The sequence below is a fragment of the Rhodococcus sp. 5G237 genome, from assembly GCF_053764735.1.
This window is the reverse complement of sequence record NZ_JBSNCD010000006.1, coordinates 306607-330804: the sequence shown is the minus strand read 5'-3', so window position 1 is coordinate 330804 and position 24198 is coordinate 306607. Positions and strand designations below refer to the sequence as shown.

The window sequence follows — 24198 nt, the reverse complement described above, 5'->3', positions numbered from 1 at the left end:
TCGGTTGTTGGCACAACGATTCGGTCTAGTTTCGGACGAGGACGGTAGTCGGAGGGGTGCATTCCGCCTCCTGGACGGCAGATCCGGTTGCACTGTTGTGTTCGGACAATGCGGTTCCGAACGGTCGGTTCCGGAAATAATCGCCCCGGGGCCGGGCGTTGTGCGGTTTCGTCGGCGTACTCACCGGCACCGAGTTGCTCGAAGCGGACTGCGGAACGAGGGAGCACATGACGGTCGACGAGAAACCGACGACGCTCCGCCGGGCGTCCGATCTGCTGGCAGGGGTTCGTGACGGCACGGACGACGACACGCTCGCGGCAGGCGTCGTACTCGCGGCGACCCTGATCGCTCTGGTCTGGGCCAACCTCGGCGACTCGTACGAGGCGTTCTGGCACACGCCGCTCAGCATCAGCATCGGCGACTACGGCATCGACCTCGACCTCAAACACTGGGTCAACGACGCCGTCATGACGCTGTTCTTCTTCGTCGTCGGCCTCGAGGTCAAACGCGAGCTCACCATGGGGGAGCTCACCGACCGGACGCGCGCCGCGGTCCCGCTCGTGGCCGCGATCGCGGGTCTGGCGCTGCCCGCAGCACTGTTCCTGCTGCTCAATCCCAGCGGGGAGGCCGCGGGAGCGTGGGGTGTGGTCGTGTCCACCGACACCGCCTTCGTGCTCGGTGCGCTCGCGTTGGTCGGGCCTCGGTGCCCGGCCCGATTGCGCGTGTTCATCCTCACGCTGGCCGTGGCCGACGACATCGGCGCCCTCGCCATCATCGCCTTCGTCTACACCGACAACTTGCAGCCGGTCTACCTCATACCCGCGGCGATCGGACTACTGCTGATCCTGCAGTTCCGCCGACTCGAGGTGTGGCGGGGCGTCGTCTACTTCGTGGTCGCAGCAGGGACATGGGTGGCGTTCTACGAATCCGGTGTGCACCCCACCCTCGCCGGTGTGCTGATCGCGTTGATCCTTCCCGTCTATCCGCCGCGCCGCAGCGAAGTGGAGCGCGCCGGCGAACTCACGCGGGCGTTCCGTCAATCGCCCAACTCCGACTACGCGCGCGCCGCGCAACTCGGGGTGCTCCGCGCGGTGTCCGTCAACGAGCGGCTGTTGCGGCTCTACCAGCCGTACACGGCGTTCCTCGTCGTGCCGATCTTCGCCCTCGCCAACGCGGGTGTGGTGATCTCCGCCGAGACCGTCGGCATTGCCATCCGATCGCCGATCACGTGGGGGGTCGTCCTCGGTCTGGTCGTCGGCAAACTCGTAGGCATCACCGCGGCCACCGCCGTCTTCTCGAGTCTGCGGCCGGGCAGCCTGCCGCCGGGACTCACCCTCTCGCGTGTCGGTGGGGGTGCCGCGCTCGCCGGCATCGGATTCACGATCTCCCTGTTCATCGTGGATCTGGCAATCGAATCTCCCGAAGCAGCCAACGACGCCCGGATAGGCGTACTCCTCGCGGCGGTTCTCGCCACCGCAGTGGGCTGGGCGTTGTTCCGGCTGTCCGACCGCCTGCATCCGCCGCAAGGACCGGCCGGGCTCGTGCTGCTGCGTCCGGTGGACCCGGACCGCGACCACGTGCGGGGACCGGTCGACGCTCCGCTCACACTCGTCGAGTACGGCGACTTCGAGTGCCCGTTCTGCAGCAAGGCCACCGGCAGCATCCGCGACGTGCACAAACACTTCGGCGACGACCTACGGTACGTCTTCCGGCACCTGCCTCTCGACGAGCCGCATCCGCACGCGCGTTTCGCCGCCGAAGCGGCCGAGGCCGCCGCGGCGCAGGGGCGGTTCTGGGACATGCACGACCATCTGTTCGCCAACAGCGACGCCCTGTCCCGCGACGAGATCTACGAACACGCACAGCAGTTGGGTCTCGATATCGACCGGTTCGACGAGGACCTGCGCCTCGGACGGCACCGGCACCGTGTCGAGGACGACGACCTCGACGCCGAGACCAGCGAGGTGTTCGGAACGCCGACCTTCTATCTCGGCGTCACCGGCTCGGATCTGACCCGGCACATCGGCCCTTTCGACGCGCGGACGCTGATCCGGCGGCTCGAAGAGGTGCGGGAGAGGTAGGGGTGACACGATTCGGGTGGATCGGACCCCGGGAAGCGGGGTCGATCCACCGACATCGTGACAGGTCAGCGGATCGGCCAGCTACGGAGGGCCGCCTCGGTCATCTTCTGGAGTTCGTCGCGATCGACGCCGCTCGCTGCCTGGACGGCGATGCCGAACGCGAGGGTGGTGGTGTAGCGGGCCAGTAGCCCGGCGTCGGTGTCCGGCGGCAGATCGCCGGAGGCGACAGCGCGCTCGAACCGCTCGCGGACGCGCGAGCAGCCGTTGTTGCGCCAGGCGACGAGAAGTTCGCGGACCTCCCGGCCGGCATCGCTGGCGCTGAGAGCCCCCTGAACGCCCATGCATCCCGCGGGGTTCGTCGGGCAGGTGGTGGTCCGGATGGTGCCTTCGAGAATGGCGGTGGCGACGCGGAGCGCGGTGGGTTCTTCGAGTGCTCGGCTCAGGTATGCGCTCGGCCCTTCCGTGTAGCGTTCCAGCGCTTTACGGAACAGTTCTTCCTTGTTGCCGAAGGCCGAGTACATGCTCGTGGTGGATATGCCCATCGCCTCGGTCAGGCAGGACAGGCTGGCGCCTTCGTAGCCGTGCTCCCAGAACACCCGCATGGCGCGCTCGAGTGCTTCGTCGGCGTCGAATCCGCGCGGTCGTCCGACCGCCTTGCCCTGTTTCGTTGTCACCTCACGAGTGTACCTATTTCGCATCGATCGATACAGAAGTGCTACTGTTCGAATTCCGCATCGAACGATGCGGAATTCGAAGGAGGCAATCCTCGTGGGACTACTCGAAGGCAAGACCGCTCTCGTCACCGGCGGCAGCGCCGGGATCGGACTCGCCGGCGCCGTGCGACTGGCAGCCGAGGGCGCACACGTATTCATCACCGGACGACGTAAGTCCGAACTCGACGCAGCCGTCGAGGAGATCGGGTCGGAGGCGACCGCCGTGGTGGGCGACATCTCGAACCTGGACGATCTCGACCGGATCTACGAGACCATCCGCGGGCATGGGCGGGGCCTGGATGTGCTGTTCGCCAACGCCTCGGTCGCCGAGTTCGTCACCCTCGAAGACGTGACCGAAGAGCACTTCGACATGCTCTTCGGCATCAACGTCCGCGGGATGCTGTTCACCGTCCAGAAGGCGCTTCCCGTGCTCAACGACGGTGCCTCGGTGATTCTGAACGGGTCCACCAATGTCGACGTGGGCGCAGAGGCGTTCGGCGTCTATGCGGCGACGAAGGCCGCGACGCGGTCGTTCGCCCGGACATGGGCCAACGAACTCAAGGGACGTGGCATCCGGGTCAACACCGTCACCCCCGGGCCGACCGAGACTCCCGGATTGTCAGGGCTCATGCCCGACGAGGAACAGTCAGCGAACTTCAGGCAGCAGCTGGCCGCCCGGGTTCCGCTGGGCAGACTCGGGCGACCGGACGAAATCGCTGCTGCCGTGGCGTTTCTCGCGTCGGATCAGAGCAGCTTCGTCACGGGTTCCAGTCTGTACGTCGACGGTGGGCTGAACCAGATCTGAACTTCACCGGCCGACCGGGACGGCGAGTCCGGCCGGTCGCGCACTCGTCTCGCCCATGATCGGACCGAGGTAGGAAGTCATGACAACCATTGGAATCATCGGTGCGGGCGAGGTCGGCAGCCAGATCGCCCGGGCTGCGATATCGAGCGGCTACGACGTCGTCATCGCCAATTCGCGAGGACCGCACACGCTCGCTGTACTGATCGACGAACTCGGCCCCTCATCGCGTGCGGCAACGGCTGCGGGTGCGGCTGCCGCAGGAGATTTCGTCGTCATCGCGGTCCCGTTGAAGTTGGTGAACGACATGCCCGTCAGCGAACTTGCGGGCAAGATCGTGCTCGACACCAACAACTACATGCCGTGGCGTGACGGCAGATTCCCGCTCGTCGACTCGGGGGAGAAGACGGTCCACGAACTGCGCCAGGCGCATCTGCCGACGTCCGAGGTGGCCAAGGCGTTCACTCATATCGAGGCTCCACGCATCACCACCGCTGGGCTGCCTGCCGGCACTCCCGGACGCATCGCACTGTCCGTCTCGAGCAACTTCCCCGAGGCGGTCGCTCTCGTGACCCGCCTCTACGACGAGTTCGGGTTCGACACTGTCGACAACAGTCCGCTCAGCGAATCCTGGCGCACCGAACCGGGGCAGCCGGCCTGGCACGCCCACGAACACCAGACCCGCAGCGAACTGATCGACAATCTCGCCAGGGCGCGGAAACGATCGGCGCGGGCCCAGGAGTAGGTCGTCTGCTCGTCGCTGTCTCGTCGGGTGAGTGGTTCTACGACGAGCCGAACGGCTTGTCCCGGTTCCCGCCCGAACCGGTCGCGAAGGTCTCGACGATGTTGTGGACGACGCAATCCGGCCGCAGCGGCGAGTACCTGCATCCTTCGTGGAACCACCAGTGCTCCCACTCCGCCCGCTCTTCGGGCGTCAGATCCTGGGGTGCCTCGTCGGTGTCCGCAACGGGGGAGACACCGGGCCGGAGGTGGACGTCGGCGCTTGCCGTGGCCGGTACTGCGAGGGTGATTGCGGCGCATCCGAGCACGCCCGCGGCGAATCGCTTCATGAAACCTCGAATCTCTCTTACGAACCTTCGGGGAAATCATTCCCGGGCCGGCCGCACCCCGCCATTCGAGACGAGTGGTTCGAGCCCGTCGAGGACGCGCTGCAGCCCGAACTCCCACGCGTGGTGCGGGCTGTAGGCGGCGTTCATCTCCGCCCCGGCCGCCGCCCCCACCCGTTGCGCGAGCGGGTGGGTGTCGCCGAGATAGTGCGCCAATCGCTCGTTCCACCTGACCCAGGCCTCGGCGATGTCGGCGGCGTGCGGATCGGGACGTCGCGCTCGCGCCGCACCGCGCACGAAGTCCGCGACGAATGTGAGTGCAGCATCGCGATCGATGTCGCCGAGAGATGTCCCGTCGAAAGCGTGGAGTTCGTGGTCGTACTTCGCGATCGTGCCGGGGCCGAGGGCTGTGCGCTGATCGTCGACGTCCAGCAGCCACCAGTGTGCGGCGTAGTGCTCGAGTTCGGATTCGGCGACCTGCCGTACCCGATCCCGCCACGACGGGGACTCGTAGGGCGGCCGGGGTTGCCGGGCGTGGACCCGGTCGACCATGAGGACGAGGAGGTCGTCGCGCGACCCGACGTGGGTGTAGAGGGCCATGGCGGAGACACCCAGGTCGGTCGCGAGGCGACGGATCGTCACCGCGTCGAGGCCCTCCGCGTCGGCGACGGTGACGGCCGCATCCACCGCGGATGTGGTGGTGACCTTGGCTTTCGGGCCGCGGGAACCTCCGGTCGGTGCGTCGGGATGCTCGCGCCACAGCAGGTCGATCAGGTCGCGCGCCATAAATGCCTCCCGAAAACTCGTTCTCGGGATTACTCTATACGTCGTACAATATTTCTGCCCCCGGGGAGGTCCTATGAAAATCAGGTCCACAGCACTGTCGCTCAACGTCGCCGACACGGCCGCATCGGCCGATTTCGCGATCCGGCACTTCGGTTTCACCGAGGAGATGTCGGCGGACGGATTCGTCTCGTTGACTCACCCGGATGCAGGATTCAACATCGTGTTCCTGCGTACCGGGCTGTCGACCTTCAAGCCGGAATCCGTCGCCGGACCGGCCGGTCAGGGCATGCTCATCGCCTTCGTCGTCGACGACGTCGACACCGAGTTCGCGCGCATCGCGGAAGCAGGTGCGACGGTGGTGACCAAGCCGGAGACCGAGCCGTGGGGCGAGCGGTACTGCCAGTTCGCCGATCCCAACGGGATCATCTGGCAGCTCGTCCACTGGGTCTCGGAACCGGCCTGACCACGCGACGTTTCAGTCGAGGCAGAATTCGTTGCCTTCGGGGTCGGCCATGACGATGTGGCCGGCCCCGAACGGCGGCGCGGGGTCGTGACGTTCGAGGCGCGTGGCTCCGCGCGCGACGAGCCGTTCGGCCTCGGCTTCCAGGGCGGCCATGCGCTCGGCGCCGTCGAGTCCGGGGGCGGCACGCACGTCCAGGTGCACCCGGTTCTTGGCCTGCTTGCCCTCGGGCACCTTCTGGAAGAACAACCGCGGCCCTGTCTCGTCCGGATCGACGACCGCCGACGCGTCGTTGCGTCGTTCGAGCGGCACTCCCATCGCGTCGAGTGCGTCGTCCCACGAGACGAAATTGCCGGGCGGCTTCTGGAGTTCGTAGCCGAGGGCGTCGGCCCAGAACTCCGCGAGGGCTCCGGGATCGGCGCAGTCGAACGTGATCTGGATGTCGCGTGCCATGTCAGCGCGTCTCCTGTCGGGTTCGGGTACGGGTGTGCAGGTAGAGGTCGCGCAGGAGGCAGACCTCGGACAGATGGTGGATGAGTTCGCGGTTGATGTGCAGGACCAGCGCGCCCATCGGATACTGCGCGTACGGTCCTTCCGCTTCACCGCACGGCCGGGCGAGTCCGTCTTCCCCGAGGGACTCGACGCCTGCGACCCACATCGAGAGTTCGGTATCGAACTGGGCGAGGGCCTCGTCCGCGGTCGCTGCGTACTCGAACGACATGTAGTCGGTGGGGGTGCGTCCGAAATGGCTCGCGTTGCGCATCGCCAGTACACCGACGACAACATGACCGAGACGCCATGAGATGGTCGTGAAGGGCGGCGGATCGGGTTCGGGGAACGCGAAATCGATGGTCATCGACCCGGCGCCTCCCTGCATGGGAGCGGTGCCCGTCCCGCGCGGCCGAACACTCCAGCAGTCGGGTGCGGGTTCGAAGAAGTATTCGTCGTCGGTGAGGCCGTCGAGGCGGCGGCGTGCCGGATGGTCGAGTTGCTGTCGCAGTAGGTGATTCCAGTCGAGTTCTGTCATGGCTACAGGCTGACGCATATTCCGGACAGATTCGGTCCGTGATTCATGCGAGGATCGCCGTGTGACCGTCGAGTCGACCACGGAACGGGTTCTGAGGGTGCTTGCGCTGTTGCAGAGTCGCCCCTCGTGGACCGCTGACGAACTGGCTGCGGAACTCGGCGTGACCGATCGCTCGGTGCGCCGCGACATCGATCGGCTGCGTGCCCTCGGCTATCCCGTCCGCGCAACTCCCGGTGTCGGCGGTGGTTATCAACTCGGTGCCGGCACGAGACTGCCGCCGCTGCTTCTGCACGACGACGAAGCGATCGCAACGGCGGTATCGCTGCGACTGGCGTCGGGCAGCACCATCGCCGGTGCCGCCGAGGCGGCCCTGCGTGCACTGGCCAAGCTCGACCAGGTGATGCCGCCGCGTCTGCGCGAGGAGGTGCGGGCGATCTACGGTGCCACCGAGACCGTCGTCGGCGCGGGCACCGAGATCGATGCCGATACGCTGCTGGCGTTGGCCCGCGCGTGCCGCGACGCGACCCGTGTGCGATTCCGGTACACCACCCGGCAGGAGGCGGACGACGAGCGCACGGTCGAACCGGTGCGGATGGTCGCTGCCGGGCAGCGCTGGTACCTCATGGCATGGGACGTCGATCGCGACGACTGGCGCACCTTCCGGCTCGACCGGATGCGCGACGTCACACCCATGACGTGGAGGTTCCGGCCGCGGCAGCATCCCGATCCGGTGTCGTACGTCCAGCGGTCCGTGACGGAGTCGCCCTACCGGTACATCGCGCGGATCCGCCTGCGGGCGGACGCCGACCAGGTGCGCGACATGGTGCCGCCGCAGGTCGGGCGGGTCGAGGACGACGAGGGCGGGTGGTGCGTACTCGTCGTCGGCGCGGACGACCCGGACTGGGTCGTGATGCACGTCGCGCGAATGGGTTTCGAGGCGGTCGTCCTCGAGCCACCGGAGCTGCGGGAGGCCGCGGATCGGCTCGCGGCGCGCCTCGCCGCGATCGCTCGTGCCGACCGGTGAGCAGTCGACGCGGAATCCCGTTGCGGGGTCAGGCCTCAGTGCCCATCGACTCGGCGAGGATCGGCCATGCCTTCCGCAGGTCGTCCTCCCAGTAGCCCCACGAATGCGTTCCGTCGGCATCGAGTTCGGCCGTGACCGGGATGTCGAGCGCTTCGAGGCGGTCCACCAGCTGGTGCGTGCAGGCATTCGTGGCGGCCTCGATTGCTCCGCCTGCGACGATCTGCGTGGCGAACGATTCGCCGGCCGCCCGTTCCTGGCCGGGGACGTCGTACGGGCCGGGCAGGCCGTTGCGGCTCGACAGGTACAAGGCCTTGCCGCGCAAGCCTTCCGCGTTGAGGTAGACGTCGTGCTCGGCCCAGCGCGGACCGTCGGCCGGTCCCCACATGTTCTCGACGTCGCCCTTGCCGCGGCGCTCGACGACGAGCCTCACGTACAGCTGACCGACCGGATCGCTGGTGCGCACACATCCGCTGAGAGAAGCGACGCCGGAGTACAGGTCGCCGCTCTGGATCGCGAGGTCCAGCGCGGAGCCGGCGCTCATGGACATCCCGATGATCGACTGCTTGCCGTCGGTGTCGAGCAGTTCGTCGACGACGGGCGGCAGTTCCTCGAGGAGGAAGGTCTGCCACTGGTTGCGGCCGAGGACCGGGTCGTCGAGATCCCAGTCGGTGAAGTAGCTGAAGTTGCCGGTGGCGGGGATGACGACGTTGACGTTCTTGTCCGAGAAGAACTCGGCGATGTCGCTGCTCTCCATCCATCCGGTGCCGTCGATCACGCCGACACCCGCGCCGCCGAGGGCGTAGACGACCGGCCGGGGTTCGCTCGGATCGGCCGGACGCAGGACGTCGAGAGGGACGACGGTGTCCATGGCCGGGGAGTAGACGCGGACCGTCCAGTGCTGGTCGGTCACCTCGTCGACGCCGTCGACGTAGGCGGAAGCGGGCTCGGCGTCGGGTTGCTCGGGATCGGCGTGCGCGGTGGCGGTGCCGAACGCGAGCGCCGAGAGGCCTGCGAGACCGATCGCAAGGCTGCGGAAGCCACGACGGGACACGACGGATCGACGCACGGATGAACTCCTCGACTCGAATTGATGCTGATGAGTCGTTCCCCCACACTCGACCCGCTGAGCTGGACAGTACCTTCCTCCGGTTGCGAAAAACGCCCCGGGGTGTTGTGATTCCGGACTCGCGATGGCGCCGGGACGAGTTCGGCCACCGCACTCGGGATCTCGTGCGGCGGCCGAACTTTCGGACGATTACGTGGTACTCAGAGTGACAGGATCGACGCAGCGGCGGTGCCGGGTGCGCCGTAGACCTGGGCGAGGCCCACCTTCGGTTCGCCCGGAACCTGCCGCTCGCCGGCCTGACCGCGCAGCTGCAGCACCAGTTCGTGGACCTGGCGGATACCGGAGGCGCCGATGGGTTCACCGTTGGCGATGAGACCACCGTCGGTGTTCACCGGAAGGGACCCGCCGATCTCCGTGGCTCCCTCGGCGATCAGCTTCTCCTGGTCGCCGTCGGCGCACAGGCCGGTCTCGGCCATGTGGATCACTTCCGCGCCGGCGTCGGTGTCCTGGAGCTGGGCGACATCGACGTCCTCGGGGCCGATGCCGGCGGCCTCGTAGGCGGCCTTGGCGGCGTAGACGGTGGGGGAGACGTCCTCCTCGACCGACGCCCACGTCGCATGGACCTCGTACGCGCCGTAGGTGCGCGTACGAATCGCAGTGGAGCGCAGGTAGACCGGCTTGTTCGTGGTGTACTTCGACACCAGGTCGCCGCGGCACATGATCACCGCTGCGGCACCCTCGTCCGGCGCGCAGAACATCTTCGCCGTGAGCGGGTAGTTGAGCATGGGCGACGACAGGATCTCGTCGATGCTGAACTCCGTGCGGCGGAACGCCTTCGGATTGAGGCCGCCGTTGCGGTAGTTCTTCGCCGCGACCCGTGCGAGCGTCTCGTGCGAGATGTTGTGATCGATGGCGTAGCGGTTCGCCTTCATACCGAAGAACTTGGTGGTGACGAACTGTCCGTTCTCGGCGTACCAGGCGGGCAGACCGAGCATGGCGGGATCGGCGGTGAAGGCGCCGCGGGGGTGCTTGTCGGTGCCGACCGCGATGCCGATGTCGTACTTGCCGGAACGGATCCCGTCGGCGGTCTGTTCGATCGCGCTGGCGGACGTCGCGCACGCGTTGAATACGTTGGTGAAGGGGATGCCGGTCAGGCCGACGAGGCGGGTGACGGCGTCGGTGTTGTCGACCTCGTAGCTGCCGCCGATGCCGAACTGGATGTCCTTCCAGGCGACACCTGAGTCCTCGAGTGCGAGCTGGATTGCGTCTGCGGCCATTTCGATGGCCGATTTGGCGCCGAATCTACCGAACGGGTGAAGGCCCACCCCGATGATGGCAACGTCGTTCATGATGTCGGGAACTCCTCGATGGGATGTGTGCGGATCAGATCGGCGCGAAGGCCCACGTGACGATGTCGGTGCCCTCTTCGTCGGTGTAGAAGGGGACGAAGGTGAGCTCGAGCTCCATGCCCGGGTGCAGTTTCTCGGGGTCGGTCTCGGTGAGGCGGGCCTCGACGCGGACCACGTCATCGAGTTGGACGAGGCCGAACGCGAACGGTGTGAAGGTCGCCGCCGTCTCGTTGCCCGCGTAGGGCTGCTTCGGCACGAATCCCTGCGTGGTCCATGCCACGAGCGTGCCGCGACGCGGCAGCAACAGTTCCGAGATGCTCGCCCCGCTGCACCGGGGGCAGCGCGGCTGGGTGGGCCACGTGGTCGCGGAGCAGTCGTCGCAGCGACTCCCGATGAGCTGCGGGTTCTCTGCCGGCCACGTGGATACGTCGGGCGCGAGCGCCTTCGTCGTCATGGTTCGTCCTCCGTTGTCCGATGCCGATACGGCGGCCCTCGCCGCGGTCGAACATGAGGATCACGTTAGACGGAAATATCATTCTCTACAATGAGAGGATGGATATCACGCGAGACGATTCTCGCGGGAAGTGAAAGGAGCGGCTCAGAAACGGCGCCTCCGGCGGGGTGGAGGTTTGCGTCGACCCGGCCTCGAGTGGCGTCGGTGCTCCTCCGGGTTCTGGGCACCCGTGCGGTATTCGTCGAGCACCTTCCGCATCGCAGCGATCGCACGCTCCCGGGTGCGCGGGTCGTCGATCTCGAGCAGTTGGTCGCGCAGACCGGTGGCGAACTCGGCGTACTCGTTCTGCCAGTCGCGGCCGACGTGCACCGGCGCCGGCGGTGCGACGGTCGCGACGTACTCGGCCGGGCCGCCTGCCACGAGCCGGTACCGCGCACCGATCTCCGGAACGACCACGTTCAGGTCCGCATCGAGTCCGTGCAGTGACGCCGTGAAGGCAGCGAGCGCATCGGGCTCGCCGTGGTCGAGGAAGACCGTGCCGGAGATCGGCGCGCGGTGCCCGACCCAGCGCACCAGCTCGCCGCGGTCGGCATGTGCGGAGTAACTGTCGATCCGCCGGATCTGCGCCCGGACGTCGATGTCCTCACCCGAGATCCGGACCTTCGACGCACCCTCGAGGATCACCCTGCCGAGCGTGCCCTGCGCCTGATAGCCGACGAAGAGCACCGTCGAGTCGGGGCGGGCGAGGTTGTTCCGCAGGTGGTGCCGAACCCGTCCCGCCTCGCACATCCCGGAGGCAGCGATGATGATCGCGCGTCGGTAGGTGTCGATCCGCATCGACTCCTCGGCCTCGGCGGTGTATCGGATGCCCGGATGGCGGAAGACGTTCCGGCCGTCGAGGTCCTCGAGTTCTCCGGCGTGTGCGGCGAAGACGTCGGTGGCGCGGATCGCGAGCGGGGAGTCGACGAAGACCGGCGCATCGGGAATGTGCGCGTCGTCGAGCAGGTATCCGATGTCGAGCAACAACTCCTGGGTGCGTTCGAGAGCGAACGACGGCACGATCAGGTTGCCGCCGCGCTCCATCGCCTCGTTCACCTCCCGCGCGAGGAGGTCGCGGCGCTCGGCGATCGTGAGCCGAGGGCGTGAGCGATCCCCGTAGGTGGATTCGCAGACGACGTAGTCGAGTCCGGTCGGACCTTCCGGATCGGCGTGGAACGCCTTCTGTTCCGGGCCGAGATCTCCCGAGAACACCATGCGCACACCGCCGGCCTCGATCTCCGCCGACGCCGACCCCAGGATGTGTCCGGCATTCCACAGGCGGACCCGGAAACCGGGTGCCGGCTCGAACCACTCCTCGAGTGGAACCGGCCGGGCGCGCGAGGCGGCGAGCCGGGCGTCCTCCTCGGTGTAGATCGGCTGGAACTTCGCCCGGTGCGCGCGGTCGCGCCGCCGATTGCGGCGCTGGGCCTCGAACTCCTGGATCCGCGCCGAGTCGGCGAGCATGAACGAGAGCAGCTCGGCCGTCGGGGCAGTGCAGAATATGCGGCCCTCGAAGCCACGCGCGACGAGCTTGGGGAGCAGTCCGCAGTGGTCGATGTGGGCGTGGGTGAGGATCACCGCGTCGATCGACTCGGGAACGAACGCGAACTCCGCGACATTGAGCTTCTCGAGGCTGCGCGAACCCTGGAACATCCCGCAGTCGACCAGGATGCGGGCGTCGGCGAGTTCGATCATCGCGCACGAGCCGGTGACGGTTCTCGCCGCGCCGTGGAAGGTGAGTTCCGGATCGTCGGGCACGGCATCTCCTCGGACGGTCGGGCGGTGGGACCCGCGGTGCTCGGGTCCCACGGTATCCGCGTTCGCAGGTCGACCGGACCGGGACGAAGGCTAGAACCTGTTCCAATTCTGTGCGATTGTGTCTATCGTCACGTGCACAACCGGCAATGCGATGGAGGGCGAGCCAGATGAAGACCAAGGGTGCAGTGCTGTGGGGCATCGACGAACCGTGGTCGGTCGAGGAGATCGAACTCGGCGATCCCGTCGCGGGCGAAGTGCAGATCCGCATGGAAGCCGCCGGCATGTGCCATTCCGACCACCACATAGTCACGGGCGCAACCCCGATGCCGTCCTTCCCCGCCATGGGCGGTCACGAGGGCTCGGGCGTGATCACCAAGGTCGGTGAGGGAGTGGTGGGCCTCGAGGTGGGCGACCACGTCGTGCTGTCCTTCATCCCCGCATGCGGGCGGTGTCCGTCCTGTGCCTCGGGGCACTCGAACCTGTGCGATCTCGGCGCCGGACTGCTCAGCGGCCAGGCGATCTCCGACGGCACCTACCGCATCCAGGCACGCGGCCAGAACGTGATCGCGATGTGCCTGCTCGGCACCTTCTCGCCGTACATGACGGTCAACCAGAGCCAGGTCGTCAAGATCGACAAGGACGTACCCTTCGAACTCGCCGCGCTGGTCGGCTGCGGCGTGCCCACCGGCTGGGGTTCGGCGACGAACATCGCCGAGGTCAAGGCCGGCGATTCGGTCGCCATCATCGGCGTCGGCGGCGTCGGCATGAGCGCCCTGCAGGGTGCCGTGGCCTCCGGTGCGCGTCACGTCTTCGCGATCGACCCGGAACCGTTCAAGCGCGAGCAGGCGCTCAAGTTCGGTGCCACGCACACCTACGCCTCCATCGAGGAGGCCATCGTGCCGATCATGGAGATCACGTGGGGCCGCATGTGCCACTCGACGATCATCACCGTCGGCGAGATGAAGGGGGAGCTGGTCGATCCCGCGCTGACACTCACGGCCAAGGGTGGCCGGTGCGTCGTCACGGCGATGGGCTACATGTCCGACATGGACGTCAAGCTGAACTCGTTCCTGTTCTCGATGCTGCAGAAGGACCTCAAGGGCAACATCTTCGGTGGGTGCAATGCCCGCGTCGACATCCCGAACCTGCTCGACCTGTACAAGTCCGGTCAGCTGAACCTGGCCGACATGGTCACGCGTACCTACACCCTCGAGCAGATCAACGACGGATACCGGGACATGCTCGAGGGCAGGAACATCCGCGGCGTCATCCGCTACACCGAAGCCGACTGGTGACCGGTACCGACCGGTGACCCCGCCCCGCCGGGCCGTCTCGTAGGCTGATCGCGTGCACAGCCTCGATCTGCTCAGCGACTGGCCCGTCGACCGTTCCGCCGCCGCGGTGGTGACCCGCGACGGCGGAACGGTCGCGTCCAGGGGAGACCTCGACGAGGTCTTTCCCCTCGCGTCCGTGACGAAGCCGCTCGTGGCGTACGCCGCGCTCGTGGCCGTCGAGGAGGGCGCGATCGAGCTCGATCAGCCTGCGGGCCCCGAGGGGTCGACGGTGCGGCATCTGCTCGCCCACGCCTCGGGTCTGGCGTTCGGTGAGCGCACGGTGCAGACCGAACCCGAGCGGAAGCGGATCTACTCGAGTGCGGGCTTCGAAGTGCTCGCCGAACTCGTCGAGACGGAAACCGGTATCGAGTTCCCGGAATACCTCCGGCAGGCGGTCTTCGAGCCGCTGGGCATGCCGTCCTCGTCCCTGCCGGGGCCGGCCGGTCACGGGGCGCAGTCGTCGGTCGCCGATCTCGCACTGTTCGCGCGCGAGCTGCTCGATCCCGTTCTGGTCTCGTACGAAACCCTCACCGAGGCGACCAGCGTGCAGTTCCCCGGTCTGAACGGACTCGTGCCCGGATACGGGATGTTCAAGCCCAACGACTGGGGTCTCGGATTCGAGATCCGGGGCGAAAAGAACCCGCATTGGACCGCCACCGGTAATTCACCGCGTACTTTCGGTCATTTCGGTCAATCGGGCACATTCATTTGGGTAGATCCCGAAATTTCCGTCGCCGCTGTGGTACTTACTGATCGTGCCTTCGGAGACTGGGCGAAACCGCTCTGGCCTGCCGTCGGAGACGCCATCATCACCGAATTCACATAAACCTCTCTGGTTCGCTGGCGAAACACACGCCACACGGGCACACTTGTACGCAGCCTGCATGGAGAAGCCTTGGCCGACGAAGGTCGTTGGGGAAGACGTCCTGGTCGAACCGGAGGTGAATGTATGCGCGCATCCAACCAATTCGCGGATGCCACGGCGGGGGTGATCTATGTCCACTCCTCACCGGCGGCGGTGTGCCCGCACATCGAGTGGGCACTGGCCGACATCCTCGACTGCCGGCCCGATCTCGCGTGGACGGGCCAGCCCGCCGCACCGGGGCTGCTGCGCACCTGCGTCGACTGGGTCGGGCCCGTGGGCACGGCCGCGCGACTGGCCGACGTGCTGCGGTCGTGGCCGATGCTCCGCTTCGAGATCACCGAGAACCCCAGCGAGGGCGTCGACGGCGAACGTTTCAGCTACGTCCCCCGACTGGGTCTGTGGCGCGGGTGCACCAGCGCCAACGGCGACATCGTCGTCGGAGAGATGCGTCTGCGCGCCATGCTGTCCTCCGCCGATGTCACGAGCGAACTGCACCGCGCCCTCGGAACGGCATGGGACGAAGAGCTCGAGCCGTACCGCAGCGGCGACGAAGGCGCGCAGGTGACGTGGCTCCGCCGGGACGTCGGCTGACCGCGGTCCGCCGCCCCTGGCGACGCGACCGGAACGCACCCCACATCTTCCTGATACGAGAACACCGGCACCGCTCCGAGGAGCGGTGCCGGTGTTCTCGTGCTGTGTCCGGATCAGAGCGGAATGTTCTTGTGCCGTCCGCGAACCGCGGGTGCGGCGGCGAGCGCGGCGGCCAGGGTGCTGCGCGTGGTGGCGGGATCGATCATCTCGTCGACCACACCGATGGCCATCGCGCGCCCGACGCCCCCGGCGATCGCCTCGTGTTCGGCGGCGAGACGGTCGTGCAGCGCCTCACGCTCCTCGTCGGGAGCCGCGGCGAGGGCCTTCTTGTGGAGGATGCCCACAGCGGCCTTCGCGCCCATCACGGCCACCTCGGACTCCGGCCACGCATAAACGGCGGTGGCCCCGAGCGCCCGGGAGTTCATCGCGATGTACGCACCGCCGTAGATCTTGCGTGTCACGAGCGTGACGCGGGGAACCTTCGCCTCGGCGAACGCGTGGAGCAGCTTGGCGCCGCGTCGTACGACACCCTCCCATTCCTGGCTCACGCCGGGAAGGTAACCGGGAACGTCGACGATGACGACGAGCGGAACACCGAAGGCGTTGCACATCCGCACGAAACGCGCTGACTTCTCCGCGCTCTCGGAGTTGAGACATCCGCCGAGGCGGAGCGGGTTGTTGGCGATGACCCCGACCGTGCGGCCGCCGAGACGTCCGAAGCCGGTGACGATGCTGCGGGCCCAGCCGGCCTGCAGCTCCTCGAAGGAGGACTCGCCGTCGACGTTGTCGAGCAGCTGGTGGACGATCGGCCGCACGTCGTATGCGCGTCGCGGCGACGCGGGCATCAGCGCCCGCAGGTCGGTGTCGCCGAGTGCCGCTGCGGCGACGTCGAATTCGCCCTGCTCGGCCAGCATCGACACCAGGCGGCGGGCCCGGTGCAGGGCGTCGGCCTCGTCGTGCGCGGCGATGTGCGCGACACCGGACTTCTTGGTGTGCGTGTCGGGGCCGCCGAGCGACTCCATGTCGACCTGCTCACCGGTGACGCTGCGGACCACGTCCGGTCCGGTGACGAAGACACGGCCCTCGGGGGCCATGATGACGATGTCGGTCAGGGCCGGGCCGTAGGCGGCACCGCCGGCCGCGAAGCCGAGAACGACGGAGATCTGGGGAATCAGACCGGACGCGCGGACCATGGCCTCGAAGACCAGGCCGACGGCGTGGAGGGCCTCGACGCCCTCGGCCAGACGCGCGCCACCGGAGTGGAAGATGCCGACCACGGGGATCTCGTGGTCGATGGCATGGTCGATGGCGGAGACGATGTGCTTGCATCCCTCGACGCCCATGGCTCCGCCCATGACGGTGGCATCGGAGCAGTATGCGACGGTGCGGATGCCGTCGACCTCGCCGACGGCGGCGAGGACGCCCGACTTGTCGCGGGTGTGCAGCAGTTCCAGGCTGCCCGGGTCGAACAGTTTCTCGAGACGGGCCAACGGATCTCTCGGGTCCACCGTCGTCTCACGCGGGGTGGCTGGATCCAGGATGGTCATCGGGTGCTCCTCGGGCAGACGCGGTGGTGGTGGGCTGCGGTGGAGGCTCCGGGTGGAGCCTCCACCGCATGGGGCGGACCGGCGTCGACGGTCAGGCGCGACCGAATGCGAGCGCCACGTTGTGCCCACCGAAACCGAACGAGTTGTTCAGCGCGAAATCGATCCGGCCGGAACGTGGTTCGCCCTTGACCACGTCGAGATCGATCTCTGGATCCTGGTTCTCGAGATTCAGCGTGGGCGGGATGACCCCGTCACGCAGAGTCAGGACCGTGAGTACTGCTTCGAGTGCACCCACCGCACCGATCGAATGACCGAGCGCGGACTTGGGGGCGTAGATCGCGGCGTGGTTGCCCACGGCCGCGTTGATGGCCTTGGCTTCGGCCACGTCGCCGATCGGGGTGGCCGTCGCGTGCGCGTTGACGTGCCCGATGTCGGCCTTGGTGAGCCCGGCGGTCTCGATCGCCCGCCGCATGGCCCGAGCCGCTCCCGTACCTTCCGGGTCGGGGGCGACGATGTGGTAACCGTCGGAGGTGATGCCGGCGCCGAGGATACGAGCGTGGATGGTCGCTCCGCGTGCCTTGGCGTGCTCCTCGCTCTCGAGGACCATCAGTGCGCCGGCCTCGCCGAAGACGAAACCGTCGCGGTCCTTGTCGAACGGACGCGAGGCGCCCTTCGGGTCCTCGTTGCGGGTGCTCAGCGCCCGCATCATCGCGAAGCCCGCGGTGGCGACCGCGTCCAGCTGACCCTCGACACCACCGGTGACGACGATGTCGGCGTCGCCGAAGGCGATCATGCGGTACGCGTTGGCGATCGCCTCGGATCCGGACGAGCACGCCGAGACCGGGGTGATGACCCCGGCGCGGGCACCGAGTTCGAGCCCGACGGTGGCCGACGGTCCGTTCGGCATGATCATCTGCACCGCGAAGGGCGAGACCTTGCGGTAGCCGCCGACACGGAGCTTGTCGACGGCGTCGATGAGCGACTCGCCGCCACCGAGGCCCGTACCGATGACCACACCGAGACGGTCCTGGTCGACCTCGGGGCTGCCGGCGTTCTGCCAGACGGTGCGCCCGAGGGTGAGCGCGAGGCGCTCGACGAAGCTCATGCGACGGAGTTCCACGCGGGACAGTCCCTCGTCGGGGCTGACCTTCAGGGTTCCGCCGATGCGCACCGGGAGGTCGAACTCGTCGACGAAACCGCCGTCGATGGTGCCGATCCCGCTCTCACCGGCCAGCAGTGCTTTCCAGGTGGCGTCCACGTCGCCGGCGATCGACGTCGTAGCCGCGAGGCTGGTGACGACGACGTTGCGGAGTGCCCGAGGAGAAGGGGAGGTCACAGCAGAACTCATTCGTTGTCGTTCGTGGCCTGAACGCCTGCGGCCTCGAGCTTCTGGATGTAGTTCACGGCGTCACCGACGGTGCGCAGACCGGCGAGATCCTCGTCGGGGATCTTCACGCCGTACTTGTCCTCGGTCTGGACGGCGATCTCGACCATGGACAGCGAGTCGATGTCGAGGTCGTCGACGAAGGACTTGTCGACGGTCACCTCGGAGGGCTCGATGCCGGTGACCTCTTCGATGATCTCCGCGAGACCGGCGATGATTTCTTCCTGGGTGGCGGCCACGATGTGGCTCCCTTCTCGATCTGTCGACTATGTCGTTCGAAACCGGCCGGATGTTTCCGGCCGGGGGTCCGGGGAGTTCCCGGTGAGGTGCCCGTGCTGTGCGACGGCGCGCGCAGCAACCTAACCGAGTTGAAGACTTTCGGCCAGAGCGGAGATCTCCGCGGGGGTCTTGAGGGCGACGGTGGGCGTGCCGCGCATCTCGCGCTTGGCGATGCCCACCAGCGTGCCGGCGGGGGGAAGCTCGACGATCCGGCTCACCTGCGCCTCGCGCAGGTAGGCGGTGCACAGGTCCCACCGGACGGGCCGGGTGACCTGGGCTGCGAGACGTTCGAGGGCGTCGGCTCCGGAGGTGACGGGCTTGCCGTCGTAGTTCGACAGCAGCGTGTGCGTCGGATCCGAAGGTGTGATCTTCGCCGCGGCGGCAGCCACGGCGTCCTGGGCGGGTGCCATGAATCGGGTGTGGAAGGCACCGGCGACCGGCAGGGCGCGGACGCGGGCCTTCTCGGGCGGGTTCGCAGCGAGTTCCTCGAGCGCGCTCAGGCGCCCGGCTGCGACGATCTGACCGGCCGCATTCATGTTCGCGGGGGTCAGATCCAACTCGGCGAGGCGCGCGAGCACCTCGTCCTCGGCGCCGCCGAGAACGGCGGACATTCCGGTGGGTTCGAGCGCGCAGGCGCGGGCCATCTCGGCTCCGCGGACGGCGGCGAGGGCGACGGCGTCGTCGGCGCTGATGACACCGGCGATGGCGGCCGCGGCGAGTTCGCCGACGGAGTGGCCGGCGACGATCGTGTCGGCGGGCACGAGGCCGCGACGGTCGAGATCCTCGAAGGCGAGCAGGGCGGAGGCCACCACGAGCGGCTGGGTCACCGCGGTGTCGGTGATCTCCTCGGCGGTGGCAGTGGTGCCGAGACGCGCGAGATCGAGTCCCGCCGTCTGCGACCACCGGTCGATGCGGTCGCGCGCTCCGGACTGCTCGAGCCACGGGGCGAGCATTCCGGGTGTCTGAGACCCCTGGCCGGGGGCAAGCAGCGAAATCACGATCACCAGGGAACACCGCGAGCGGGTGCCTGCGAGATGTCGGTAGCGATGAAAGGTTGCCCCTCGATTTGTAGGGTTCCCACAAATCTGCACGTCGGTGCTCGCTATCGGAGGAAAGGCCGGGGACGTTACGTGTCCGATTCGCGAATTGTGAATCGAGTGGCAGGTGGTGCAGGCGATCTCAATTCGTTATGGCTTCGTGCCAGGCGACCTACCGTGGCAGCGATTCGGAGCACGTACGCATCGCGAGGATTTGTGGGATCCCGACCCGTGACTTCTGTGATCCGCTTCAATCGATACCGCACGGTATTTGGATGAACAAACAGCTTCCGGGCGCAAGTCTCGACAGCACCCCCACTGTCGAGGTATGCGTCCAGCGTGTCTGCGAGGGACGGCCCGGCGGCAGCGAGCGGGGCGACGACGAAGTCCTCGAGCGCGGCGATCGCGCCGGGATCACCGAGCAGCGCGCGCTCGGGCAACAGCTCGGCGGCGTGCACCGGCCGGGGAGCCCCCGGCCACCCCACGACCGCCTCCATGCCGGCGAGCGCTTCGACGGCGGAGACGTGTGCGGTCGCCAGCGTCGGTGTCGTCGGACCGATCACCACGGGATCGTCGGAGAACGCGCGCATCAACTCGGTGCGGAAGTTCGCCGCGTCGACCGTCCCGTGCAGTTCACCGCTGACGACCATCACCAGGCGTTCGCCCTGCACCACCGCGAGGGCGGCGCGACCGTGCTCCTGGGCGACGGTGTGCACGGTGGTGATCACCGAGACGCCCTGGTCGGGTGGGGGAGTTCCGACGATCACCGTCGCCGGGGCGGTCGCGTCCCAGTTGAGGGTCGCGGCCCGCGACTGCATGTCGGGCCCGGTGTCGCCGCGCACCACGGCGTCGACGACGAGGGCCTCGAGCCGCGTGTCCCAGGCGCCCCGCGACTCGGCCGCCCCCGCGTAGACCGCCGCGGCGGCGAAACCGAGCTCGCGCCCGTAGCGCAGGATCGCCTCGGTGAGCGCCACGAGCTGTTCCTCGTTGCGGGCGAGGGCCGGCAGCCACTGCTCGAAGAACTCCATCGCCGCGCGGACCATGTCCACCGTCTGACGCAGCGTCAGCCGCCGGGCGAGATCCTGCGGGATCATCTGGAAGGCGTCGAGGCTGAACCGCAGGTCGCTGTCGGGATTGCGCACCCACTCGAGGAAGTCGACCACCGATGTCTGGATGACCAGCTGCACGGTCGACCGTTGCGACGCGTCGAGATCGGCGAAGAAGGGCAACTGCTCCTGCATGACGTGCACCGCTTCGGTGGACAGTCGCCCCGAGAACTGTTTGACCCGACGGAGCAGCGCGTCGGGGAGCGGTGCCCGCTCGGGACGGGACGGCGGTACCGGGCGCTCCCTGTGAACGCCCGGTACCTGCCCCATCCGGCGGGGTTGCGGCTCGTCGACCATGGGACGAAAGTACCCGGCGGCCGCGAGCCGGCCGGTCACGCCACTCGGACGTGACCGGCGGACGGATCAGGCGACGCCCGGATCCGCCATCGAGACCGGGGCGGCCGTCACGTCGTCGATCTTGTAGGTGCGGGCCGCCTCGACGGCCTTCTCACGATCGATCGCGCCCTCGCGGCCGAGCGCCGAGAGCACCGCGACCACCGTGGACTCGGCGTCGATGTTGAACACGCGGCGGGCGGCGCCACGGGTGTCGGAGAAGCCGAAGCCGTCGGCGCCGAGCACCGTGTAGTCGCCCGGAACCCACTTGCGGATCTGATCGGGCACCGCGCGCATCCAGTCGGACACCGCGACGAACGGACCCGCCGCATCGTTGAGCACCGACGCGACGTACGGCACCGGAGCTTCCTCACCGGGATTCAGCAGCGCCTGCCGGTCGCACTCGACGCCGTCGCGACGCAGCTCGCCCCACGAGGTGACGGACCAGACATCCGCGGACACGCCCCACTCGTCGGCGAGGATCTCCTGCGCACGCAGCGCCTCGGGCATCATCACGCCCGAGACCAGGATCTGCGCCTTCGGGCCCGACTCCTGGCCCCGCTTGTACAGGTAGATGCCCTTGAGCAGCCCCTCGATGTCGAGGTCCTCCGGCTCGGCCGGCTGCGAGTACGGCTCGTTGTAGATGGTGATGTAGTAGAAGACGTCCTCGCCACCGAAGCCGTCGACACCCTCCGTGCCGCCGTACATCCGCCGCAGACCGTCGCGGAAGATGTGGGCGATCTCGTAGGAGAACGCCGGGTCGTAGGTGACCGCGGCCGGATTGGTCGACGCGAGCAGCAGCGAGTGCCCGTCGGCGTGCTGCAGGCCCTCACCGGTCAGCGTCGTGCGACCGGCCGTCGCGCCGAGGACGAACCCGCGTGCCATCTGGTCGGCCGCCGCCCACAGGCCGTCGCCCGTGCGCTGGAAACCGAACATCGAGTAGAAAATGTACACGGGGATCATCGGCTCGCCCTGCGTCGCGTAGGACGTCCCGACCGCCGTGAACGACGCCGTCGAACCGGCCTCGTTGATGCCCTCGTGCAGGATCTGGCCGACCTCGCTCTCCTTGTAGGCGAGCATCAGATCGGCGTCGACCGAGGTGTACAGCTGACCGTTGCGGTTGTAGATCTTCAGCGACGGGAACCACGAGTCCATACCGAAGGTGCGGGCCTCGTCCGGGATGATCGGCACGATGCGCTTGCCGATCTCCTTGTCGCGCAACAGTTCCTTGAGCACACGGACTGTCGCCATGGTGGTGGCGACCTCCTGCTTGCCCGAACCCTTGCGGACGACGTCGTAGGTCTTCTCCGCGGGCAGCGCCAACGGCTTCGCGGCGGTGCGGCGCTCCGGCAGGAAGCCGCCGAGGGCCCGGCGACGCTCGAGCATGTACTGGATCTCGGGCGACTCGAAGCCGGGGTGGTAGTACGGCGGCATCTTCGGATCCTTCTCGAGCTCGGCATCGGAGATCGGGATCCGCTGGACGTCGCGGAAGTACTTGAGGTCCTCGAGGGTGAGCTTCTTCATCTGGTGGGTCGCATTGCGGCCCTCGAAGTGCTTACCGAGCGTGTAACCCTTGATGGTGTGCGCGAGGATCACCGTCGGCTGACCCTTGTGCTCCATTGCCGCCTTGTAGGCCGCGTAGATCTTGCGGTAGTCGTGGCCGCCGCGCTTGAGGTTCCAGATGTCCTGGTCGGACAGGTCCTTGACCAGCTCCTTGGTCCGCGGGTCGCGGCCGAAGAAGTGCTCGCGCACGAACGCGCCGTCGTTGGCCTTGTACGTCTGGTAGTCGCCGTCGGGGGTGACGTTCATGAGATTGACCAGCGCGCCGTCCTTGTCGGCGTGCAGCAGGGCGTCCCACTCACGGCCCCACACGACCTTGATGACGTTCCAGCCGGCGCCGCGGAAGAACGACTCCAGCTCCTGGATGATCTTGCCGTTGCCGCGCACCGGGCCGTCGAGACGCTGCAGGTTGCAGTTGACGACGAAGGTCAGGTTGTCGAGACCCTCGGTGGCCGCGACGTGCGCCAGACCACGCGACTCCGGCTCGTCCATCTCGCCGTCGCCGAGGAACGCCCAGACGTGCTGATCGGAGGTGTCCTTGATGCCGCGGTCGTGCAGGTAGTGGTTGAACCGTGCCTGGTAGATCGCGTTCATCGGGCCCAGGCCCATGGACACGGTCGGGAACTCCCAGAAGGTCGGGAGCAGGCGCGGGTGCGGGTACGACGGCAGGCCACCACCGAGCGAGGCGTGGCTGTGCTCCTGCCGGAAGCCGTCGAGCTGCTCGGTGCCGATGCGGCCCTCGAGGAAGGCTCGGGCGTAGATGCCGGGGGAGGCGTGGCCCTGGATGAAGACCTGGTCGCCGCCGCCGGGATGGTCCTTGCCGCGGAAGAAGTGGTTGAAGCCGACCTCGTACAGGGCGGCGGACGACGCGTAGGTGGAGATGTGACCACCGACGCCGACACCCGGGCGCTGCGCGCGGGTGACCATGATCGCCGCGTTCCACCGGATGTACGCGCGGAAGCGACGCTCGACCTCCTCGTCACCGGGGAACCACGGTTCGCTCTCGGTGGGGATGGTGTTGACGTAGTCGGTGGAGGTCAGGGCGGGAAGGGAGACCTTGCGCTCGTTGGCACGCTCGAGCATGCGAAGCAGCAGGTAGCGCGCGCGGGTGGGACCCGCGGCCTCGAGCATCCCGTCGAACGACTCGAGCCACTCTTCGGTCTCCGCCGGATCGATGTCCGGCAGGTAGGAGGCCACGCCCTCGCGGATCACCCGGACACGATTGTCCTTGGTCGATGCCGGCTTGGCCGAGGAATCCGGTCCCGACGCGCCCGGTGCAGCGCCTTCTCGGGAGTCGGATCCGTGGATCAGGTCTGTCAACGTCTGCTCCTCATCGTGGTGGGCGCGTAGGTGGAGCGCCCTCTCCGTCGGCCGGCTCTTGTGGGAGCCGACGCAATCGACATCTGAACATGATGCACCCCTCATCTTCCCCCATCCGCGACGAAGGATCACGCCCTGGCCCGGCCAACAGGACGGATCGGACACGGTGCGGGGCGGTGCAACGGGGCCCTCTGGAAAGATTCTCCCGCTTTTCCC

Annotated in this window: 23 protein-coding genes; 8 read left to right on the top strand and 15 right to left on the bottom strand. The window is 67.7% G+C overall.

Features of this window, described 5'->3' with window-relative positions:
• Positions 1-227: 227 nt before the first annotated feature.
• Positions 228-2081 carry a Na+/H+ antiporter NhaA gene (gene nhaA / locus ACWPOC_RS16455; protein ID WP_120284386.1) on the top strand — a complete coding sequence of 618 codons (1854 nt, stop codon included), beginning with the start codon at positions 228-230 and terminating at the stop codon, positions 2079-2081.
• A 65-nt stretch (positions 2082-2146) separates the two neighbouring features.
• On the opposite strand, the gene ACWPOC_RS16450 is transcribed toward nhaA, so the two are convergent.
• Complete coding sequence (locus ACWPOC_RS16450; RefSeq protein ID WP_120283397.1) at positions 2147-2755, bottom strand: TetR/AcrR family transcriptional regulator; 609 nt, start codon at positions 2753-2755, stop codon at positions 2147-2149.
• 94 nt (positions 2756-2849) lie between these two features.
• Here ACWPOC_RS16450 and ACWPOC_RS16445 point away from each other — a divergent pair, with 94 nt between their 5' ends.
• Together ACWPOC_RS16445 and ACWPOC_RS16440 are read left to right on the top strand one after the other, a co-directional pair.
• On the top strand, positions 2850-3599 hold the full coding sequence (locus ACWPOC_RS16445) for an SDR family oxidoreductase (protein WP_268653899.1): 750 nt from the start codon (positions 2850-2852) through the stop codon (positions 3597-3599).
• Between the two features lie 79 nt (positions 3600-3678).
• A complete protein-coding gene (locus ACWPOC_RS16440; RefSeq protein WP_120283395.1) occupies positions 3679-4341 on the top strand; it encodes an NADPH-dependent F420 reductase in 663 nt (220 codons plus the stop codon).
• Between the two features lie 37 nt (positions 4342-4378).
• Here ACWPOC_RS16440 and ACWPOC_RS16435 read toward each other — a convergent pair whose 3' ends face one another.
• Both ACWPOC_RS16435 and ACWPOC_RS16430 read right to left on the bottom strand, forming a co-directional pair.
• Complete coding sequence (locus tag ACWPOC_RS16435; protein WP_183070731.1) at positions 4379-4666, bottom strand: hypothetical protein; 288 nt, start codon at positions 4664-4666, stop codon at positions 4379-4381.
• A gap of 36 nt (positions 4667-4702) precedes the next feature.
• Entirely contained in the window at positions 4703-5449 is a 747-nt protein-coding gene (locus ACWPOC_RS16430) for a TetR/AcrR family transcriptional regulator (protein WP_230791247.1), read from the bottom strand.
• Positions 5450-5522: 73 nt separating this feature from the next.
• On the opposite strand from ACWPOC_RS16430, the gene ACWPOC_RS16425 reads away from it, so the two are divergent.
• Positions 5523-5912 carry a VOC family protein gene (locus ACWPOC_RS16425; protein ID WP_120283391.1) on the top strand — a complete coding sequence of 130 codons (390 nt, stop codon included), beginning with the start codon at positions 5523-5525 and terminating at the stop codon, positions 5910-5912.
• 12 nt (positions 5913-5924) lie between these two features.
• On the opposite strand, the gene ACWPOC_RS16420 is transcribed toward ACWPOC_RS16425, so the two are convergent.
• Together ACWPOC_RS16420 and ACWPOC_RS16415 are read right to left on the bottom strand one after the other, a co-directional pair.
• The gene (locus ACWPOC_RS16420) at positions 5925-6362 is read right to left on the bottom strand and encodes a VOC family protein (RefSeq protein WP_120283389.1); all 438 of its coding nucleotides are present in this window, start codon (positions 6360-6362) and stop codon (positions 5925-5927) included.
• A 1-nt stretch (position 6363) separates the two neighbouring features.
• Positions 6364-6936 (bottom strand): DinB family protein, encoded by a 573-nt coding sequence (locus ACWPOC_RS16415; RefSeq protein ID WP_120283387.1) that lies wholly within the window; start codon positions 6934-6936, stop codon positions 6364-6366.
• A 61-nt stretch (positions 6937-6997) separates the two neighbouring features.
• Between ACWPOC_RS16415 and ACWPOC_RS16410 the strand changes: the two genes are divergently transcribed.
• Complete coding sequence (locus tag ACWPOC_RS16410; RefSeq protein WP_120283385.1) at positions 6998-7960, top strand: helix-turn-helix transcriptional regulator; 963 nt, start codon at positions 6998-7000, stop codon at positions 7958-7960.
• A 28-nt stretch (positions 7961-7988) separates the two neighbouring features.
• Here ACWPOC_RS16410 and ACWPOC_RS16405 read toward each other — a convergent pair whose 3' ends face one another.
• From ACWPOC_RS16405 to ACWPOC_RS16390, 4 genes are all read right to left on the bottom strand, one after another.
• Positions 7989-9026, bottom strand: coding sequence for an alpha/beta hydrolase (locus tag ACWPOC_RS16405; protein WP_455408978.1), 1038 nt, complete (start codon positions 9024-9026; stop codon positions 7989-7991).
• Positions 9027-9226: 200 nt separating this feature from the next.
• Positions 9227-10378 (bottom strand): thiolase family protein, encoded by a 1152-nt coding sequence (locus tag ACWPOC_RS16400; protein ID WP_060651569.1) that lies wholly within the window; start codon positions 10376-10378, stop codon positions 9227-9229.
• Positions 10379-10409: 31 nt separating this feature from the next.
• Positions 10410-10829 (bottom strand): OB-fold domain-containing protein, encoded by a 420-nt coding sequence (locus ACWPOC_RS16395; protein ID WP_120283381.1) that lies wholly within the window; start codon positions 10827-10829, stop codon positions 10410-10412.
• A 144-nt stretch (positions 10830-10973) separates the two neighbouring features.
• A complete protein-coding gene (locus ACWPOC_RS16390) occupies positions 10974-12626 on the bottom strand; it encodes an MBL fold metallo-hydrolase (protein WP_455408977.1) in 1653 nt (550 codons plus the stop codon).
• A 167-nt stretch (positions 12627-12793) separates the two neighbouring features.
• Between ACWPOC_RS16390 and ACWPOC_RS16385 the strand changes: the two genes are divergently transcribed.
• The 3 genes from ACWPOC_RS16385 (at position 12794) to ACWPOC_RS16375 (ending at position 15416) form a co-directional block, all read left to right on the top strand.
• Positions 12794-13921, top strand: coding sequence for an NDMA-dependent alcohol dehydrogenase (locus ACWPOC_RS16385; RefSeq protein ID WP_016691368.1), 1128 nt, complete (start codon positions 12794-12796; stop codon positions 13919-13921).
• Between the two features lie 52 nt (positions 13922-13973).
• On the top strand, positions 13974-14786 hold the full coding sequence (locus tag ACWPOC_RS16380) for a serine hydrolase domain-containing protein (protein ID WP_120283377.1): 813 nt from the start codon (positions 13974-13976) through the stop codon (positions 14784-14786).
• 123 nt (positions 14787-14909) lie between these two features.
• Entirely contained in the window at positions 14910-15416 is a 507-nt protein-coding gene (locus ACWPOC_RS16375) for a DUF3145 domain-containing protein (protein ID WP_060651510.1), read from the top strand.
• A gap of 113 nt (positions 15417-15529) precedes the next feature.
• On the opposite strand, the gene ACWPOC_RS16370 is transcribed toward ACWPOC_RS16375, so the two are convergent.
• From ACWPOC_RS16370 to aceE, 6 genes are all read right to left on the bottom strand, one after another.
• Entirely contained in the window at positions 15530-16963 is a 1434-nt protein-coding gene (locus ACWPOC_RS16370; protein ID WP_120283375.1) for a carboxyl transferase domain-containing protein, read from the bottom strand.
• Positions 16964-17054: 91 nt separating this feature from the next.
• On the bottom strand, positions 17055-18311 hold the full coding sequence (locus tag ACWPOC_RS16365; RefSeq protein WP_174247018.1) for a KasA/KasB family beta-ketoacyl-ACP synthase: 1257 nt from the start codon (positions 18309-18311) through the stop codon (positions 17055-17057).
• The gene (acpM, locus tag ACWPOC_RS16360) at positions 18308-18586 is read right to left on the bottom strand and encodes a meromycolate extension acyl carrier protein AcpM (RefSeq protein ID WP_006554441.1); all 279 of its coding nucleotides are present in this window, start codon (positions 18584-18586) and stop codon (positions 18308-18310) included. The genes ACWPOC_RS16365 and acpM overlap by 4 nt, the downstream gene beginning before the upstream one ends.
• A gap of 120 nt (positions 18587-18706) precedes the next feature.
• Positions 18707-19624 (bottom strand): ACP S-malonyltransferase, encoded by a 918-nt coding sequence (locus ACWPOC_RS16355; RefSeq protein WP_081314445.1) that lies wholly within the window; start codon positions 19622-19624, stop codon positions 18707-18709.
• Positions 19625-19752: 128 nt separating this feature from the next.
• A complete protein-coding gene (locus ACWPOC_RS16350) occupies positions 19753-21039 on the bottom strand; it encodes a PucR family transcriptional regulator (protein ID WP_120284381.1) in 1287 nt (428 codons plus the stop codon).
• A 93-nt stretch (positions 21040-21132) separates the two neighbouring features.
• Positions 21133-23982, bottom strand: a complete 2850-nt coding sequence (aceE, locus tag ACWPOC_RS16345; RefSeq protein WP_230791263.1) for a pyruvate dehydrogenase (acetyl-transferring), homodimeric type — start codon at positions 23980-23982, stop codon at positions 21133-21135.
• Positions 23983-24198 lie beyond the last annotated feature (216 nt).